The organism is Marinobacter nitratireducens, assembly GCF_000708045.1.
In the GTDB taxonomy this organism is placed as follows: domain Bacteria; phylum Pseudomonadota; class Gammaproteobacteria; order Pseudomonadales; family Oleiphilaceae; genus Marinobacter; species Marinobacter nitratireducens.
Window position 1 is genome coordinate 36356 of sequence record NZ_ANIE01000006.1, and the last position, 16300, is coordinate 52655.

17 protein-coding genes are annotated in these 16300 nt (G+C 56.7%); 9 read left to right on the forward strand and 8 right to left on the reverse strand.

Going from position 1 to position 16300, the window contains the following annotated elements:
* Positions 1-13: 13 nt before the first annotated feature.
* Positions 14-619 (reverse strand): LysE/ArgO family amino acid transporter, encoded by a 606-nt coding sequence (locus D777_RS09770; RefSeq protein WP_036131465.1) that lies wholly within the window; start codon positions 617-619, stop codon positions 14-16.
* Between the two features lie 99 nt (positions 620-718).
* On the opposite strand from D777_RS09770, the gene D777_RS09775 reads away from it, so the two are divergent.
* Genes D777_RS09775 through D777_RS09785 form a run of 3 tightly spaced genes read left to right on the forward strand, consistent with a single transcriptional unit; the run spans position 719 to position 2594 of the window.
* Positions 719-1591 (forward strand): LysR family transcriptional regulator ArgP, encoded by an 873-nt coding sequence (locus D777_RS09775; protein WP_036131469.1) that lies wholly within the window; start codon positions 719-721, stop codon positions 1589-1591.
* Positions 1592-1607: 16 nt separating this feature from the next.
* Entirely contained in the window at positions 1608-2177 is a 570-nt protein-coding gene (locus tag D777_RS09780; protein WP_036131472.1) for an NnrU family protein, read from the forward strand.
* A gap of 12 nt (positions 2178-2189) precedes the next feature.
* Positions 2190-2594 carry a DUF2721 domain-containing protein gene (locus D777_RS09785; protein WP_036131475.1) on the forward strand — a complete coding sequence of 135 codons (405 nt, stop codon included), beginning with the start codon at positions 2190-2192 and terminating at the stop codon, positions 2592-2594.
* Between the two features lie 5 nt (positions 2595-2599).
* Here the strand turns inward: D777_RS09785 and D777_RS09790 are convergent, their stop codons facing one another.
* Both D777_RS09790 and D777_RS09795 read right to left on the reverse strand, forming a co-directional pair.
* Positions 2600-3199 (reverse strand): CPBP family intramembrane glutamic endopeptidase, encoded by a 600-nt coding sequence (locus D777_RS09790; protein WP_201443360.1) that lies wholly within the window; start codon positions 3197-3199, stop codon positions 2600-2602.
* Positions 3200-4054, reverse strand: a complete 855-nt coding sequence (locus D777_RS09795) for a crotonase/enoyl-CoA hydratase family protein (protein ID WP_036131478.1) — start codon at positions 4052-4054, stop codon at positions 3200-3202. It lies immediately after the preceding gene.
* A gap of 151 nt (positions 4055-4205) precedes the next feature.
* On the opposite strand from D777_RS09795, the gene D777_RS09800 reads away from it, so the two are divergent.
* Together D777_RS09800 and D777_RS09805 are read left to right on the forward strand one after the other, a co-directional pair.
* Positions 4206-5171: a ribonuclease Z gene (locus tag D777_RS09800; protein WP_036131481.1), complete on the forward strand. Its 966-nt coding sequence runs from the start codon at positions 4206-4208 to the stop codon at positions 5169-5171.
* Positions 5172-5209: 38 nt separating this feature from the next.
* Entirely contained in the window at positions 5210-6034 is an 825-nt protein-coding gene (locus D777_RS09805; RefSeq protein ID WP_036131484.1) for a M90 family metallopeptidase, read from the forward strand.
* Between the two features lie 9 nt (positions 6035-6043).
* Here the strand turns inward: D777_RS09805 and D777_RS09810 are convergent, their stop codons facing one another.
* Entirely contained in the window at positions 6044-6265 is a 222-nt protein-coding gene (locus D777_RS09810; RefSeq protein WP_036131488.1) for a hypothetical protein, read from the reverse strand.
* Between the two features lie 89 nt (positions 6266-6354).
* Here D777_RS09810 and D777_RS17665 point away from each other — a divergent pair, with 89 nt between their 5' ends.
* From D777_RS17665 to gtfA, 4 genes are all read left to right on the forward strand, one after another.
* A complete protein-coding gene (locus tag D777_RS17665; RefSeq protein ID WP_051669054.1) occupies positions 6355-8046 on the forward strand; it encodes a DUF3592 domain-containing protein in 1692 nt (563 codons plus the stop codon).
* A gap of 46 nt (positions 8047-8092) precedes the next feature.
* A complete protein-coding gene (locus D777_RS09820; RefSeq protein WP_036131491.1) occupies positions 8093-8512 on the forward strand; it encodes a universal stress protein in 420 nt (139 codons plus the stop codon).
* A 223-nt stretch (positions 8513-8735) separates the two neighbouring features.
* Positions 8736-11009 carry a glucosylglycerol-phosphate synthase gene (ggpS, locus tag D777_RS09825; protein WP_036131493.1) on the forward strand — a complete coding sequence of 758 codons (2274 nt, stop codon included), beginning with the start codon at positions 8736-8738 and terminating at the stop codon, positions 11007-11009.
* 76 nt (positions 11010-11085) lie between these two features.
* Complete coding sequence (gtfA, locus tag D777_RS09830) at positions 11086-12528, forward strand: sucrose phosphorylase (protein ID WP_036131496.1); 1443 nt, start codon at positions 11086-11088, stop codon at positions 12526-12528.
* A 30-nt stretch (positions 12529-12558) separates the two neighbouring features.
* Here gtfA and D777_RS09835 read toward each other — a convergent pair whose 3' ends face one another.
* From D777_RS09835 to D777_RS09850, 4 genes are all read right to left on the reverse strand, one after another.
* Positions 12559-12771 (reverse strand): hypothetical protein, encoded by a 213-nt coding sequence (locus D777_RS09835; RefSeq protein ID WP_036131499.1) that lies wholly within the window; start codon positions 12769-12771, stop codon positions 12559-12561.
* A 12-nt stretch (positions 12772-12783) separates the two neighbouring features.
* Positions 12784-13305: an HD domain-containing protein gene (locus D777_RS09840; protein WP_201443361.1), complete on the reverse strand. Its 522-nt coding sequence runs from the start codon at positions 13303-13305 to the stop codon at positions 12784-12786.
* 65 nt (positions 13306-13370) lie between these two features.
* On the reverse strand, positions 13371-13871 hold the full coding sequence (locus D777_RS09845) for a copper chaperone PCu(A)C (RefSeq protein ID WP_051669055.1): 501 nt from the start codon (positions 13869-13871) through the stop codon (positions 13371-13373).
* A gap of 94 nt (positions 13872-13965) precedes the next feature.
* Positions 13966-16242, reverse strand: coding sequence for a putative bifunctional diguanylate cyclase/phosphodiesterase (locus tag D777_RS09850; RefSeq protein ID WP_036131508.1), 2277 nt, complete (start codon positions 16240-16242; stop codon positions 13966-13968).
* Positions 16243-16300: the final 58 nt, after the last annotated feature.

Genomic DNA, 16300 nt, shown 5'->3' on the forward strand with positions numbered 1-16300 from the left:
AAGTCCTGCAACATCAATGACCGCCTACGGCGAGCTGCAGTGCAATAGCAGCCATCATGACACCAATAACACCATCAATAATCCGCCAGGCCAGCGGCCGGGATAAAACAGGTGCCAGGGCGGCCCCGCTCCAGGCCAGTCCACCGAACCATAGAATGGATGCGCTGCTGGCCCCGGCGACAAAAGTGGTCGCATTCGCCTGTTGTGCGCCGACCGCAGGAATCAGCAACAGGGTATCGAGATACACCTGCGGGTTGAGCAGGGTCACGGCCAGGGTCGTGAACAGAACCCCCTTCAAGCTGCGTTTGGCAATTTCCCCCGTCTCCAGGGCAGCGCGCCCTCGGCTAGCCCTCACCAGCGCCTGCAAAGCCAGCCAGCCGAGAAAGACCACACCTAACCAACGCAGTATCTCGAGAGCCTCCGGCATCGCCATCAAAGCCGCACTCACGCCGAACATACCCAGCGAGAACAGGACAATATCCGACAGCATGCACAGCCCAGCGGACCACCAGTGATGCTCACGGCGGATGGCCTGGCTCAGCACATAAGCGTTCTGGGCTCCAATGGCCACGATGATTCCGCCACAGACCACCAACCCCGTGAGATAGCTTTCCAGCACAACGCCCCCTGCATGAATTCCTGTTCCCGAATGCAGGCAGGATAGCGATTTCCGTATATACTGGAAATTCATAATCATAATGATGGATAAGTTTTTCTAATGCTGGATTACAAACTGCTGGAAGCTCTGGCAACGGTGGTTGAGTGTGGCGGGTTCGAGCGGGCCGGCGCGACACTCGGCCTTACCCAGTCTGCGATTTCCCAGCGTATCCGCACTCTGGAGATCCGGCTCGGGCAGCCCGCTCTGGTCCGAAGCCCGGCCATCAAAGCAACCCCGGCCGGCCAACGGCTTCTCAACCACGTACAGCAAGTAAAACTGCTTGAACGGGACCTCAGCCAGTCCATTCCATCACTCTCGGAATCGGCTACCCGGCTGCGGATTGCACTCAATGCTGACAGCCTGGCCACGTGGTGGGCAGATGCCATCGGCGATTTCTGCAATCAGGAAGGGCTTCTGTTGGATATGGTGGTCGAGGATCAGGACATCGGGCTCAGGAAAATGCGCGAAGGTGACGTGGCCGCCTGTTTGTGCAGCAGTGCTCAACCCATTGCAGGCGCCCGCTGCGTCCGTCTGGGTGAGATGACCTACCTGCCATTGGCCTCCCCTGACTATGTCGAACGATATTTGCCGGAGGGGCTGGTCGAATCGGCCCTGCGGACCGCACCGGTGATTGTTTTCGGCCCTGATGACCAGCTTCAGCATCGGTTTCTGGCCGGGTGCGGATATCACGGCAGCTTTCCTCACCACCTTTGCCCATCCTCGGAAGGGTTCATCAAACTCGCACTGGCCGGCATGGGCTATGGCATGGTTCCGGAGTTACAGGCACAGGACGAGCTGAAGTCAGGCAAGCTGATCAACATTGCGCCGGGAAAGGAGCTTCGAGTGGAACTATACTGGCATTTCTGGCGTCATGGGGGCGATACCATGAATCGTCTGACCCGGACGCTCACGGACACAGATTCCCTGGCATAAAAGGATGAAAATCGACATGGCAATGTTAATAGCGGGACTGGTTATATTCCTCGGCATTCATTCGTTATCCATCGTCAACGAACCTTTGAGGAACCGGCTTAGCAACTCAATGGGTGAATGGCCTTTCAAAGGGGCTTACTCTGTTGTGTCTTTGCTGGGGCTGGTGCTGATCGTCATCGGGTACGGCGCTGCACGCTTGGAACCGACGGTTCTGTATACACCACCGGGATGGCTGCGGCATGTTGCCATGTTGCTTCTGATACCGGTATTTCCCCTGCTTTTTGCCACCTACTTTCCGGGCCGGATCAAAGCCACGTTGAAGCATCCGATGCTGGTCGCGGTCAAGCTCTGGGCGCTGGCTCACTTGCTGGCAAACGGCATGCTGCATGATGTTCTTCTGTTTGGTGCTTTCCTTGCCTGGGCGGTGGTAGACCGGATCTCCATGAAACGCCGGACCCAGCGCGCAATCATCACCATGCCCAAATCGGGCGCAAATGATGCCATTGCGGTAATCGGTGGTTTGGCGGTGTATTTCATTACGGTATTCTGGGCCCATCAGTGGCTCATTGGCGTTTCACCCGTTTAAAAGGATTCACGCTTGGACCTGACCACACCAGCCCTGCTTTTTCCTGCAATTTCACTCTTGTTGCTGGCCTACACCAATCGATTTCTGGTGTTGGCCCAGCTCATCCGACAGCTCAAGCAAATGGATACCGAGGAAGATCACGGGCTGATTGCCAGGCAAATCGGCATGCTCCGAAAGCGGATCGTGCTCACCAAGCGAATGCAGGCGTTTGGTGTCTTGAGCTTTTTCCTGTGCACGGTGTCGATGTTTCTGCTGTTCCTTGGTCTGGAAATGCCGGGAATCATCGCATTCGGCATCAGCCTGGTCCTGCTGTCGCTCTCGCTGCTTTACTCGCTTTACGAGATCCAGATCTCCACCAACGCCATTAACGTGGAACTGGCCAATTTCGAGGCCAGAAAAAGCGGCACTCAGGCCTGAGGCAGTTAACCGGAAGCAGGGCTCTCGACACCGAACCAGTGGGGAAAGCGCACCAGGATGAACAGCGCCACCATGTCATACAGGGCGTGCCAGATCATGACCAGTTCAAGGCTGCCCGATACGTGGTAGGCAAAGCCAAGCAGCAGTCCGAGACCTGTCGCGACCAGAAAATAGGTAAACGAGACGTAATGAACCAGGCCAAACAACAAGGCCGAGGCGAAGATTGCAGGCCAGGGTCCGGTGAGGTTCGCCAGCCAACCCTGCACAGCGCCGCGGAACAAAAGCTCCTCCCCGACTCCGGCGAGTACTGATAGTGCAATCAGAACAGGCCAAGAGAAACTGCGGGCAAATTGATAGAGCCCACGCATCTGCCGGGCCATATCATCCGGAAAAAGCGCTGGGATGCGAGTCAACACCAGGAGTAGAAGGTAAGTCAGAACAGCACCGATGGCCCCGAACAGCCAGACTCTGCCCTCGCCGATGCCCACCCAGCGAACCGGTATGTCAAACAGCCAGATCGCGAGCAACCCCAGCACCCCGATGCCGCCCTGAAACAACAGGGCGGCAAGGGCTGAGATACCGTTGCTCGCTCCTCGCGCCGCCATTCAGGACTCAAACAGGCCCTTTACCGGAAGCAGATCGTCATACGCCGGCGCCTGCTTTTGCGCCTTGGCCTGGAAGGATTTCATCATATCGCCAGGACGGAACATGCCTGACTGCCAGGTGGCCATATATTTCAGGCTGTCTTCTACGGAATGATCCCGGCTGTAATTCAGCATTTCCTTGCAGCCGGTCACTGCCAGCGGTGAGTTGGCGGCAATCTGGGCCGCAATACCCATGACAGCCTCAAGCATAGCCGCCTGGTCCGCATAAACGGCATTCACAAACCCCAGGCTCTGAGCCTCGTTGGCTGAGAACTTGCGGCCTGTGTAGGCCAGCTCCCGAACCACGCCTTCTGGCATGAGTTTGGGAAGACGCTGGAGGGTGCCCACGTCAGCGGTCATACCCAGTTCGGTTTCCTTGATGGTGAAGTAGGCATCTTCGGTGCAGTATCGGCTGTCCGCCGCACAAACCATGTCCAGGGCGCCACCAATACAGCCACCGTGCACCGCCGCCAGCACCGGCAGGCGAATCTTCTCGAGAGAGGTCAGCGTGTCCTGGAGCTGGAGGACAACTCGACGCAGGTTTTCCGCCATACGGCCAGGATCTCCGGACATCGGCACCGCTTTGGGATCAGAAAACACGCCGAGATCCATGCCTGCAGAGAAATGCTTGCCAGTGCTGGAAATGACAATCACCCGGGCATCGGTGTTGGCTTCGATATCCTGCATGCATTGCGGAAGCTCCAGCCAGAAGGCCTTGTTCATGGTATTCAGAGCTTCCGGGCGGCTCAGCTGCACGTGCGCAATGTAATCCTTCACTTCAACGCTGAAGCTTTCGTATGAGGCAAGATCGGACAAGGCTGGACTCCTTTGATTGGGAAAGCACACATAATTACCCACCTAACCATCACCAAACAACCCGAACCACCAAAAATCTGATACGTTCGTATGAATTGCCTCTGTCCGGGCGGGGCATCCTCGCCAGCGAGACTCGAATGCAGGAGACAACATGGAATTCACCTTTCTCGGAACCTCCGGTGGAATGCCCACCAAGTCCCGCAATGTCACGGCGCTGGCCCTGCAGCACGGCGCTCCCAGGCAGTGGTACCTGATCGACTGTGGTGAAGGCACTCAGCATCGCCTGCTGAGGACACGGCTTTCAGTGATGCAACTGCAAGCGATCTTCATCACTCACGTGCACGGCGACCACACCTTCGGCCTGCCCGGCCTGCTCTGCAGCGCCTCAATGAATGGCCGCACGGATCCACTCTTTCTGATAGCGCCACGCCCGGTCTGGACATTCGTTGAAACCGCCCTGGGCAATACCGACTCCAGCCTCAGTTACGAGCTCAAGTTCATCGACTCGGAAGCGGAAGATTTCTACTGGGAAGACGACGCGCTGCAGGTCACCGCCACAGAGCTTTCCCATCGGGTCTCCTGTCGCGCCTTTACGTTTACCGAAAAGAATCTGGAGCGTCAGCTACTGAAAGAAAAACTGACCGCCGATGGTATCGAGGCTGGCCCAATCTGGGGAAAGCTTCAACAGGGACAGGACGTGATTATGGATAATGGCACGCTAATCCGCAGCCACGACTACACGGAGATCAACCGCCGTCCGAGAAAGGTCATCGTCGGGGGCGATAACGACACGCCGGAATTACTCAGAGACACCAGCCACGGCGCGCAAGTACTCATCCACGAGGCCACGTACACTCAGGAAGTCGCCGACCGCGTCGGTTCCTGGCCCATGCACAGTGCCGCGGCCCAGGTCGCCAGCTTCGCCCAGTCGGCCAGTATTCCCAATCTGGTACTGACCCACTTCAGCTCCCGGTACCAGTCACACCCGGACGCCTACCCCAACATAAGCGAGGTGGAATCCGAAGCCCGGGGAATTTATCAGGGCAACCTGATTATGGCTCGCGATTTCGCGCAACTCAGGCTCAGCCGAGAGGGCAAACTGGAGCTTATGGAGTAACCAGGGCAAAACTTACCACCCGTCAAAGGAAAAACGGAATGTCATCACCACTGGTTTACGCGATATTTGCCTTCGCCTTTATTGCCCTCTCCGTCTTCTATCTGTTTTTCTACCGAAACTGGCGTCGGCAGCGGGAACTTCAGCAGCCCTTTCCCGAAACCTGGCGGAAGCTGTTGCATGAAACAGTGCCATTCTATGCGAGCCTCCACTCATCACTGAAAAAACGCTTCGAGGAACATGTTCAGCTCTTTATCGCCGAGAAGGATTTTTACGGCTGTGATGGGTTTGAGGTGGATGACACCGTCCGGGTAACCATCGCGGGCCATGCCTGCCTGCTGGTACTGGAACGACCCTTTTCCACCTATGACGAGGTCCGCAGCATTCTCGTGTACCCGGACATCTACCGGGTACAGTCCCCGCAACATGACGGGATGATCGTCCACATGAACGAACAGGTCCGCGCCGGTGAAGCCTCCAGCCGTGGGCAGGTGGTTCTTGCCTGGACGGAATGTGAAGAAGCTGCCTCGAAGTCAGCCGGTGCCCACAACGTCATCCTCCACGAATTCGCCCATCAACTGGACTATCTGGACGGCACCGCCGATGGCGCCCCACCTCTGAGTGGAGAATTTGCCGATCAGTGGCAGCAAACCATGAGTCGAGCCTATGAAAACCTGCGGCAGTCACTCCGGCACCATAGCCACAGTTGGCTGGATCCCTATGGCGCGACGCAACCCGCGGAGTTTTTTGCCGTGCTGACCGAAGCCTTCTTCCAGCAGCCGGAGCACATCCACAAGGCTCAACCGGATGTGTTCGACGCGCTGAAAAACTATTACCGGATGGACCCTCGAGACTTTCGCCATTGAGCTGCCCACTCAATTCCGGCTCACTCCAAGACGGTACAGGTACTCATGCAGTTCCGCCTCACTGATATTCACATATTCGACCACCCGTCCGTAGAGCATGACCGTCGGCACGTTACGCCCATTCAGTTCTTTCTGAGCCTCATTAAGAACGTGGAGAATGATCCGCTCCGTCCTGGTCAGGCCGTCGCGGACATCAGGAATGGTCTCAAGTATCGGGTCGTAATGGTCCATATCTCGTCGCTACCGGGTTTCTTTCGCCCTGAAGCTTGCTAAATTACTCAGGCTCACGGGCATTCGCGCACAAGGAGGGCACTCACACTGTGGCAGAAAAACAAAAAAACCGGAAATCCGGCATCGGCGTAATCATCTTCGGGCTGCTCTTTGCCCTGCCTGGACTGGGAATTCTCATCGTCGGCCCCCTCTTCACCTTCTACGAGCACGCCGCCAGTGCCGATTGGATCCGGGTGCCCGCCATTCTGGATAGCGTGAGCCTGCAGACCAGCTCCAGTGACGATTCCGACACCTACTCCATCAACGCCAGCTACCGGTACGACTATCGCGGAAAAACCTATTACGGCTCTCGAGTCAACTACGACTGGGGCAGCGATAACATTGGCGACTTTCACCACGCCATGATCCGTCGGCTTAAACAGGCCAAGGCACGGGGCCAGGTCAGCGCCTGGGTGAACCCGAGCGCACCTGCCGAAAGTTATCTGGTGCGGGAGATTCGTTGGGAGAAAATCCTGTTCACGGCCATTTTCGGCGCCGTATTCAGCGCCGCAGGACTGCTCGTTATCTTCCTGGGGACCCGGAAGACGCGTTCCGCTGCCGACATCCGGACCTCCGATTCCATTCATTCCTCCGAAAAGCACGGGTTCTGGGTATTCGCCTTCATGGCTTTTATGTTCATCGGCATCAGTGTGCCGGTACTGCTTGCAATCCCGAAGGAGCTGAACGACGGCAACTGGCCGATACTCGCCGTGCTTCTGTTTCCTCTCGTCGGTCTATGGCTTGCCAGGATGGCCTGGGTGTCTCGCAGAAACTGGCGCTACTACGGCCCAACGCCGCTGCAACTGGACCCGGCCCCGGGGCAGGTCGGCGGGGACATTGCCGGCCGGATCCGACTGGCGCGACAAACGACGGATGGTAACTGGCTGATCACCCTGCAATGCGTCCGGGTACGCATCAGTAAAGGCAAAAACAGCAGCCGCCGGGAATCGGTCATCTGGCAGAGCGAGCAGGTTCCAGAAGTGATCAACGAGCACCCGGGCTCATCCATCGTCTTCAAGTTTGAGCCGCCTGAAAATCTCCCTGAAACCGACGACGAGGGCCGAGATCAGGTCACCTGGCGTATCTTGCTCGCAGGGCCTACCGAGCCCTTCCCACTGGAGCGCACGTTCGATATTCCGGTGCTCAAAGGGACAGAACGCTCCGCCATCACGATGAGTGAAGCTCACGTTGAACACCATGAGCGAGTCGGCAAGGTTCAGGCGCTGACCGAAGCAGCCGAACAGATCGATGTTCAGATGGCCCCTCAAGGCCTGATCGTGACCAGTCGGATTGGCCGCAACCTGACAATGAAGCTGATGGTTATTCTGTTCGGCATCATCTTCGGCGGTGCAAGCGTCTGGCTTGCCTATGCCGCGGCCACCGAAGGCGTCATGCTGTACCTGATGGCGTTTGTGTTCGGATTGTTTGGCTTTCCCATGTTCCTCGGCGGGTTGTTCATGGCAGGACGCAGCATGAAAACCCGAATCTCGGCCAATCGGGTCGAATCCGTTCGTTACTGGTGCGGCATTGCGCTGTGGAAGCGAACCGGCATGCTGGTTAACCCGGGCCAGGTCGAACTCGTCGACGGCGGAAAAATGACCTACGGCAATCGCACCATCGAATATTTTTCCGTTGCATTCCGGGACGGCAACAAACGAATCCGCCTGGCGGAGGGCCTGGCCGGACGTCCGGTGGCTGAAGCTTTCCGGGACAACCTGATCAAACTCCTTGGTCTACACTGATAGGCAAACCCTGCGATGAATGGTTCGCAAGACAAGGAGATCCACTATGTATCACAAGATACTCGTGCCCGTTGACCTGTCTCACACCGATAAGTTGGCCAAAGCACTGAACACGGCCATAGACATTGCCAAGCACTACCAGGCAAAGCTTTGTTACGTGGCCATCACCAACACGACCCCCGGAGCCGCCGCGCACACGCCGGAGGAACTGGCGGAGAAGATGAAAGAATTTGCCGAAGAGCAGGGCCAAGCCCACGGCATAAAAACCGAGAGCCTGGTCATTACCACACCGGACACCGCGATCGAACTGGACGACCGTGTGCTGGATGCCATCAAAGACACCGGGGCCGATCTGATCGTCATGGCCTCCCACACACCCGGACCGGGAGATAAACTCCACATCCTGCACTCTAATGGTGCAAACATTGTCAGGCACAGTGATATTTCGGTTTTTGTCGTTCGTTAAACCCTGTTCCATCAGGCATGCTATACCACTGTTTTGATGGCATTATTTAGCTGAAACAGGCTTAGCACGCCGACCATCGGCCAATAGTCGGTACGATACCTGCAAGACTCCCGTCAGGAGTCCTCTGGTTCAGCAAAGCATTGCAGGTACTGAGAGACTCTCTTGCCAATGCGATGTTTTGCTGAGCTCCTGGACAGACTGTTAACTGACACAGGAGTCCAAGATGCTATTGGCCACCGATCTGGACGGCACCTTCCTCGCCGGTAACCCGGACCACCGCCTCAAACTCTACCAACTGATCTCTGCCCACCCCGAGATTGACCTGGTCTTTGTGACCGGTCGCGGTCTCGAATCGGTGCTTCCACTGCTCTCGGATCCCACCATTCCGCAACCGGACTACATCATCTGCGACGTTGGCTGCACCGTGGTGCACGGCGATTCTCAGCAGGCGATTCATCCGATCCAGGGCGAAATCGACGAGCTCTGGCCAGGCCAGCAGACAGTGGAAGATGCCATTTCATCCTTTGCAGGATTGCAACGTCAGGAAGTCCCCCAGGAACGGCGGGTATCCTATTTTTGCGATGGCGAATTCGTCAGCGATCAACTGCGCTCCGCGGCCGAGTCCCTGTCATGCGAGGTTCTGTTCTCGGCTGGCAAGTATCTGGACATTTTGCCGAAAGGCGTGAACAAGGGCAGCACCCTCACCCGTCTGGTGGAACATCTGGGCGTGGATCCGGAAACCGTATTGGTGGCCGGTGACACGCTGAACGACTTGTCCATGTATCAACAGGTATTCAAAGGCGTATGCGTTGGTGCTTCCGAGAGTGGCTTATTGGAAGCCACCGAGCATCAGGCCAGGGTTTATCATGCCGAGGCACCCGGCTGTGGCGGCATACTCGAAGCGTTTGAACACTTCGGGTACCTGGGCCATGCCGGCATTGAAGCCGAGATTCCCGATGCCATGAATTCGGGCAAATCCGACCTGGTCATTGTGTATCACCGCCTGCCCTATGAAGAAGTGGTCGAAAACGGTGAGTTGATCCGCCGCCGTCCGAAATCTCCGAATGGCATCATCCCCACGCTGCTAAGTTTCTTCGCCGACGGTAAAGCCGGTTCCTGGGTGGCCTGGTCCATCGACGATCCGGAGCTGGGACCATTCCAGACCCACACGGAGGTAGATACCCGCCGGTATGAGAAGCTGGTAGCCGCCCGGGTCCCACTGACCAAGGAAGACGTTGAGATCTTCTACAAACGCTTCTCCAAGGAAGCCTTCTGGCCGACTCTGCATACCTTCTGGGAGAGGGCAACGTTCCGGGACGATCACTGGCAGGTGTTCCTCAAGGTCAACAAGCTGTTTGCGGAACGGACCGCAGCGGAAGCAGCGGAGAATGCCGTGGTGTGGATCCACGACTACAACCTCTGGATGGTGCCCGCGTATCTCCGGGAGCTGCGCCCGGACGTTACCATCGCCTTCTTCCACCACACCTACTTTCCATCGGCCGACGTGTTCAATGTGCTGCCCTGGCGCCGGGAAATCATTGGCAGCCTGTTGCAGTGTGACCACATCGGTTTCCACATTCCCAAACAGGCTGAAAACTTTGTGGACGTCGCCCGAGGCGTCACGCCGCTGGAAGTCACTCAGAGGGCCGGATGTGCCCCCCGTTTCCTGACCTATGGCTGCGCGGTCGGGCTCGATGAGATGAGCACCGAAATCAAAGTGAATGAACGCCGGATCGGACTGGGCGCTCACCCTGTCGGGCTGGACCTGAACCGGGTACGCAATGCCCTGAACGATTCGGATGTTCAGGCCAGAATGGAAGCGCTGCGAGAGGAGCTGGAGGACGTCCGCCTGATTCTCTCGGTGGAGCGCCTGGACTTCACCAAGGGCATTATTGAAAAACTCCACGCCTACGAGCGCATGCTCAACGAACATCCGGAGCTGGAAACCAAGGTCACCCTGATGATGGTGTGCGTACCGGCCGCCAAGGGCATGACAATCTATGAGGAATTGCTATCGCAGATCGAACAGACTGTCGGCCGGATCAACGGCCAGTTCGCGCGGGTCGGCTGGACGCCGGTGCAGTTCTTCTTCCGCGCCCTGCCCTTCGAGGAACTGGTGGCTTACTACACCATGGCCGATGTGATGTGGATTACCCCCCTGCGAGACGGCCTGAACCTGGTCGCGAAGGAGTACATCGCCACCCAGGGACTTACTCAGGGCAGCGGGGTACTGGTGCTGTCCGAGTTTGCCGGTGCTGCCGCAGAGCTTCGGGGTGCTATTCTTGCCAACCCTCACCACCCGCAAGATCTCGCCGACACCTGTTACTACGCCCTGGCCATGAGCCGAAGTGAAGCCAGAAACCGGCTGACCGAAGCCTTTGAAGCCGTATGTCGTTACGACATCGGGTATTGGGGCCAAGAATTCATAGACTCCGTGGAAGAGCGCCGGGCAAGCAAGCTTAAAAAAATTGTAGACATCGGCCAGAGCGCGGCCTGACGAACTGAGCCCCACCACTATCGCCCAGGGGCTCCGCCACGGAGCCCCCATTCTTTTCCAGACCAGGAGCCTCACCATGCTGCTAATAAACGCTGTGCAGCTTATCTGTTACCCGGATCGAATCGGCAACAACCTGAACGATCTTCACACCGTCGTAGAGAAACACCTTTCTGATGCCATTGGTGGTCTTCACATCCTGCCATTTTTCCCCTCAAATGCAGACGGCGGCTTTTCCCCCCTCACCCATAAAGAGGTGGATCCGGCCTTCGGAACCTGGGACGACATCGAAGCCTTTACCCAGAAATACGATCTGTGCGTTGACCTGACGGTGAACCATATTTCCGACGAGTCCGAGGAATTCCAGGACTTCATCGCCAAAGGGCTCGACTCGGAATACGCAGATCTCTTTGTCCATGTCGACAAGTTCGGTGAGATTTCCCCGGACGACATGGCCAAGATCCATATCCGCAAGGAAAAAGAGCCGTTCCGGGAAGTCACCCTGGCAGACGGTACTCAAACCCGCGTGTGGTGCACCTTCACCGAGCAGCAGATCGACCTGAATTACGACGGCGACCTCGCCTACCAGCTGATGGAGAGCTACATCGGCTTTCTCACCTCCAAGGGCGTAAACCTGCTGCGCCTGGACGCCTTCGGCTACACCACCAAACGCATCGGTACCAGCTGCTTCCTGGTGGAACCCGAGGTTTACCGCATTCTGGACTGGATCAACGAAGTCGCCCTGAAGCATGGTGCCGAGTGCCTTCCGGAGGTTCATGATCACACCAGTTACCAGTACGCCATCAGCCGCCGCAACATGCATCCCTACGGCTTCGCCCTGCCGCCACTGCTGCTCTACTCGCTGTTGGATGCCAACAGCGTGTACCTGAAAAACTGGCTGCGCATGTGCCCACGCAACATGGTGACCGTGCTCGACACCCACGACGGCATCTGCATCCCGGACGTGGAGGGTGTGCTCCCGGATGACAAGATCAAAGTGCTGATCGACAACATCGATGCCCGCAGTGCCGACCCGATCATGCGCCGCTCCGCCGCCAACATCCACAGCGTGGGCGCCATCTATCAGCTCACCTGTACCTTCTACGACGCCCTGATGCAGAATGACGATGCCTACATTGCCGCCCGAGCCATCCAGTTCTTCTGCCCAGGCATCCCCCAAGTCTATTACGTGGGTCTCCTCGCCGGTTGCAACGATCAGGAACTGATGGAGAAGACCGGCGAACTGCGGGATATCAACAGACACTATTACACGCTGGATGAAGTGGATGAGGCGATAGAGAAACCGGTGGTACAGCGACTGCTAGCTCTGATGAAGTTCCGAACCAACTACCCGGCATTCGACGGTCGATTTGAACTGAACTACTCCAACGACTCCAGCGTCGCCATGGCCTGGCGGCATGGGGAGTACTACTGCCACCTGTTTGTGGATCTGAACTTCAATACCGTCAAGGTCAGCTATGTGGATGTGGAAAGTGAGGAAACAAAGACGCTGGTTTGCTGATCGTACCGTTGAGAAGCATGCAGCTCAGACTTAATCATCAACTCGAGCTCTGCAACCGCCAGAGTCTGATGCAGGCGTTCCTGAGGCATCAGAGTTTTTCTGGAACTCGCCCTCGCGTTTACCCATCAGGCGCATGAGGAAACGCCCGATTCGGCGATAGACACGGGAAAACATGGCCGAGCGCAGCCGTGCATTCTCCAACTCGATTTCACGCAGCTTGGGGTCCGGATTATGAAAAGCCATCAGAGCAACGCCTCACCACTTCATCATGGGCAATGGATTAAGGGGGTGCTTCAGCAGCCAACGACCTGTTCGACGCATCAACATGGCGTGAAAACCGGCGTTCGGGAACGCCTTTTTGAGCTGGCTGATCTCTCCTCTCCCGAGGCCGAATCGCACCACGCCTTTTGAAACATCAACCAGATCCGCCCGCCGGAACACCTCCACCAACCTGGACTGACCATCCGCTACCGGAGTCAGTTTATGATGCTGGAGGATCATTTGTGAGACCTCTGGCACCCAGTCAGCATGGCCATGGGCCTTGAGGTACTCCTCTGCCGGCGGTAGCGACGGCTCGAGGTAATCCAGAGTTCCCGCAGTCCAGAGCCCGATATCATGAAAGCACGCGGCTATTTCCAACTTTTTCTGGTCGTCAGAGTTACAGGGTGACAGCATAAGACTGACCGTGGCCATCCGAATCACATGGTTTCGATACCCCTGAAAATCGCCACCAATCGTCTCCCGCCAAGGTTCGAGAATGCCGTCAATGCGGCTCACATTCGTGTGAAAATCGGGGACAGGCTGCTGTGACACCATCGGTAACGTACTCAGGCCAAATGTCTTTAATTCATTTTACGCTCGGAGTGCTCCATCTTCATTTCTGTCTGTTTCATCGCGCCGTCCAACGTCTCCACCGTCAGTTCAACACTCAGGCTTTCTGCCCCGTCAAACTGAAGGGTTACGGGAATACGCTCTCCCGGCTTCAGGGCTTCACGCAGCCCCTCGAGCATCAGATGATAGCCGTGGGGTTTGAGTTCAATGGTCTCACCAGCAGGGATAGCCAGGCCACCACTGACAGGCTGCATGCGCATCACGCCATCTCGCATGCTGGATTCGTGGATGGAGATATGGCTTGCACGCGGGCTTTCAGCACTCACCAGGGTAACCGCGTCATTGCCGTTGTTGGTCACGGCCATATAGCCCACGCCCATCGGGGTTCCCGGTGGCGTTGGCCGGCTCCAGGGGTGCTCTATCTCGATGGAACCGTGGGTATAGTCGTGGGCGAAGGCACTCGGGGAGATCAGCGCCGCTGCAAGCAGGAGCACGTTAAGGCATTGCTTCATCTGGGATCCTTTCGGCTGACGTGTTGGCAAACAGCATAGAAAGCTTTGATTCAGCTGCCAAGCCGCGAGTTGCGGCTAATGGTCGCAGGCTCGCTCAGGATTCGGAGGTTTCCGCCAGGAGTTCACGCAGGGCATCCAACGGCATCGGGCGGTGGAAGTAATAACCCTGGAAGCGCCGACATCCCATTTTGATCAGAGCGCTTGCCTGCTCCGATTCCTCAACGCCCTCTGCGACCAGCTCCATACTGTGTCCCTGGGCAATCGCGATGATACTACGGATCATGTTAGCGGCCTTTTCATCTTCCAGGATACTGTCCACAAAACTCTTGTCGATCTTCAGTTCGTCCAAAGGCAGTTTGCGCAGCAGGCTCAGGGAGGAATAGCCCGTTCCGAAGTCGTCCATGGATACCCGAATGCCGATCACCCGAAGCTGTTCAATGGTGAAAAGCACACGGTCAAAATCGCTCATGAACAGGGTCTCTGTGATCTCGAGAACCAGATCTTTGGGGGAAACGTCATAGGTCTCGAGCACTTTGACCACCGAGGTAACAAAATCCGGCTGCCGGAACTGAATCACCGAGATGTTGATGGCCAGATCGATGGAGCGGCCAAGTTCCTTGCGCAATTCAGCGTATTCACGAACACTGGTTTCCAATACAAACCGGCCCAGCGGGACCATCAGGCCGCTCTTTTCGGCAACTTCAACGAACTCTGCCGGCGAGACGAAACCCAGCTCGTCGTCTTTCCAACGTACCAGGGCCTCCAGACCAACCGTTTGCTGCTCTTCGTTCACCTGCGGCTGATACATCATAAACAGGGAGTTGGTCGCCAGGCCGTAACGCAGACGCTGCTCCACCGACAGGCGGCGCAGGTAAGCCTGTTCCATTTCTGACCGGTACACACAGACGGAATTACGGTTCTGCTTGGCCTCATAAAGCGCCAGATGGGCGCTGCGAATCACTTTGCTCAGAGAACTGCCGTGATCGGGGAAGGAGGCCACCCCAATACTGGCGGTTACCTGCAGCCGGAGGCGATCGACTTCGAAGGTTTCACCAAGGTTATCCGCCAAGGAGACGCACGCGTCCTCAACGGCAAGCAGATCGGTGTTGGGAGTGACAATGGCGAACTCATCACTGCCAAGGCGTGCGAGGTCATCACGGCGCTCTACCAGGTTCACCAGACGACGGCTGAACTCGATCAGCGCCGCGTCTCCGATTTCCAGGCCGAACCGGTCATTGATGCCTTTGAAGTTATCAATATTGATGACGATCAGGCTGAACGGTTGCTGACTCGGGATCAGGCTTTCAATGCGGTCCAGCAACCCCGTCCGATTCAGCAACCCGGTGAGTTCATCGTGGCGGGAAACGTATAGCAGTTCGCGGCGCCGGTTGCGTTCTGCGCCGTCGATGGCCTTGAACCATTTGAACAATACCAGGGCGGCCACGATGAAAACCGCCAGGTATTGCAACAACGCGACGGAAAATTCCTTGTAGATGCTGTTCAAGCGCGTCTCAGAGAGAGTCCACAGTTGATAACGCTGATTGAAGATGGCCGCAGTTATGAAGGACTCCTCTCCCCGCGATGTTCTGACCACCACCGATTCGCGGCTCTGCTTGATCGACTCAACGGTGCGGCCCAGCGCAATCTCAAAACCTCTGCGCCGCTCATCACGCGTCTTTTTATCGACATGTATCTGGGAGTAGACGTCGGGGCTGGAACCTTCCTGGGAAAGAAATTGCACGTAGCCGTCGCTCTCACGGTACAGCATTACGCTGTCATCAGCCCCGTCATAAAGCCTCTTGTTGAAAACCGAATTTCCTGAGGTAAGCTTGAAACCCGCGGTCATCACCGCAACCACCTCGCCGTTTTCATTCCTGAGCGCTTTTCGGATCGGTATCAACCAGGTATCGAGGGGCTCAAAATAGTATGTGCGACCCAGAACCATGGCCTCTGACTTGAGAGCCTCGGCAAAACTGTCACGGGACTGGGGATGGGTGCGAAGGTTTGGAAGCTCAGAAAGATCAAGGTTTGAACTGGTGCGCACAAGGGTGCCGTCCGGGCGGGCCAGCCCGAAACCCACGAGCGACTCATCAACGCTGAGAATGCTGTCCAGCAGTGGGATGTGCTGGCTTTCCGAATACAGATCCTCCTGTCTCAGAAGTTCCCGGCCCACCACATCCAACACCAGCTCTTGAGTCCTCAGAAGGCTGTCTACAGATTGGTCCACCAACTCTGCACGGGTGGTCTGGTAGGTTTTCGTTTCGGACACGATGGCTTGCCAGCGAAACACCAGAATCACGGTGAGCAAGATCAGGCCACTGAAGACGATCAGGAAAAAAAGAGACCAGATATTTTTTTTCAGAATGGCCAAACCCGGGACTCACAGCAACTGGGGCAAATGAAATAAATAAACTACAGCAATAATCATT

Coding starts and splice junctions, on each gene's coding strand:
- D777_RS09775 (WP_036131469.1), top strand. CDS start 719: ATGCTGGATTACAAACTGCTGGAAGCTCTGGCAACGGTGGTTGAGTGT.
- D777_RS09780 (WP_036131472.1), top strand. CDS start 1,608: ATGGCAATGTTAATAGCGGGACTGGTTATATTCCTCGGCATTCATTCG.
- D777_RS09790 (WP_201443360.1), bottom strand. CDS start 3,199: ATGGCGGCGCGAGGAGCGAGCAACGGTATCTCAGCCCTTGCCGCCCTG.
- D777_RS09800 (WP_036131481.1), top strand. CDS start 4,206: ATGGAATTCACCTTTCTCGGAACCTCCGGTGGAATGCCCACCAAGTCC.
- D777_RS09805 (WP_036131484.1), top strand. CDS start 5,210: ATGTCATCACCACTGGTTTACGCGATATTTGCCTTCGCCTTTATTGCC.
- D777_RS09810 (WP_036131488.1), bottom strand. CDS start 6,265: ATGGACCATTACGACCCGATACTTGAGACCATTCCTGATGTCCGCGAC.
- D777_RS09820 (WP_036131491.1), top strand. CDS start 8,093: ATGTATCACAAGATACTCGTGCCCGTTGACCTGTCTCACACCGATAAG.
- ggpS (WP_036131493.1), top strand. CDS start 8,736: ATGCTATTGGCCACCGATCTGGACGGCACCTTCCTCGCCGGTAACCCG.
- gtfA (WP_036131496.1), top strand. CDS start 11,086: ATGCTGCTAATAAACGCTGTGCAGCTTATCTGTTACCCGGATCGAATC.
- D777_RS09835 (WP_036131499.1), bottom strand. CDS start 12,771: ATGGCTTTTCATAATCCGGACCCCAAGCTGCGTGAAATCGAGTTGGAG.
- D777_RS09845 (WP_051669055.1), bottom strand. CDS start 13,871: ATGAAGCAATGCCTTAACGTGCTCCTGCTTGCAGCGGCGCTGATCTCC.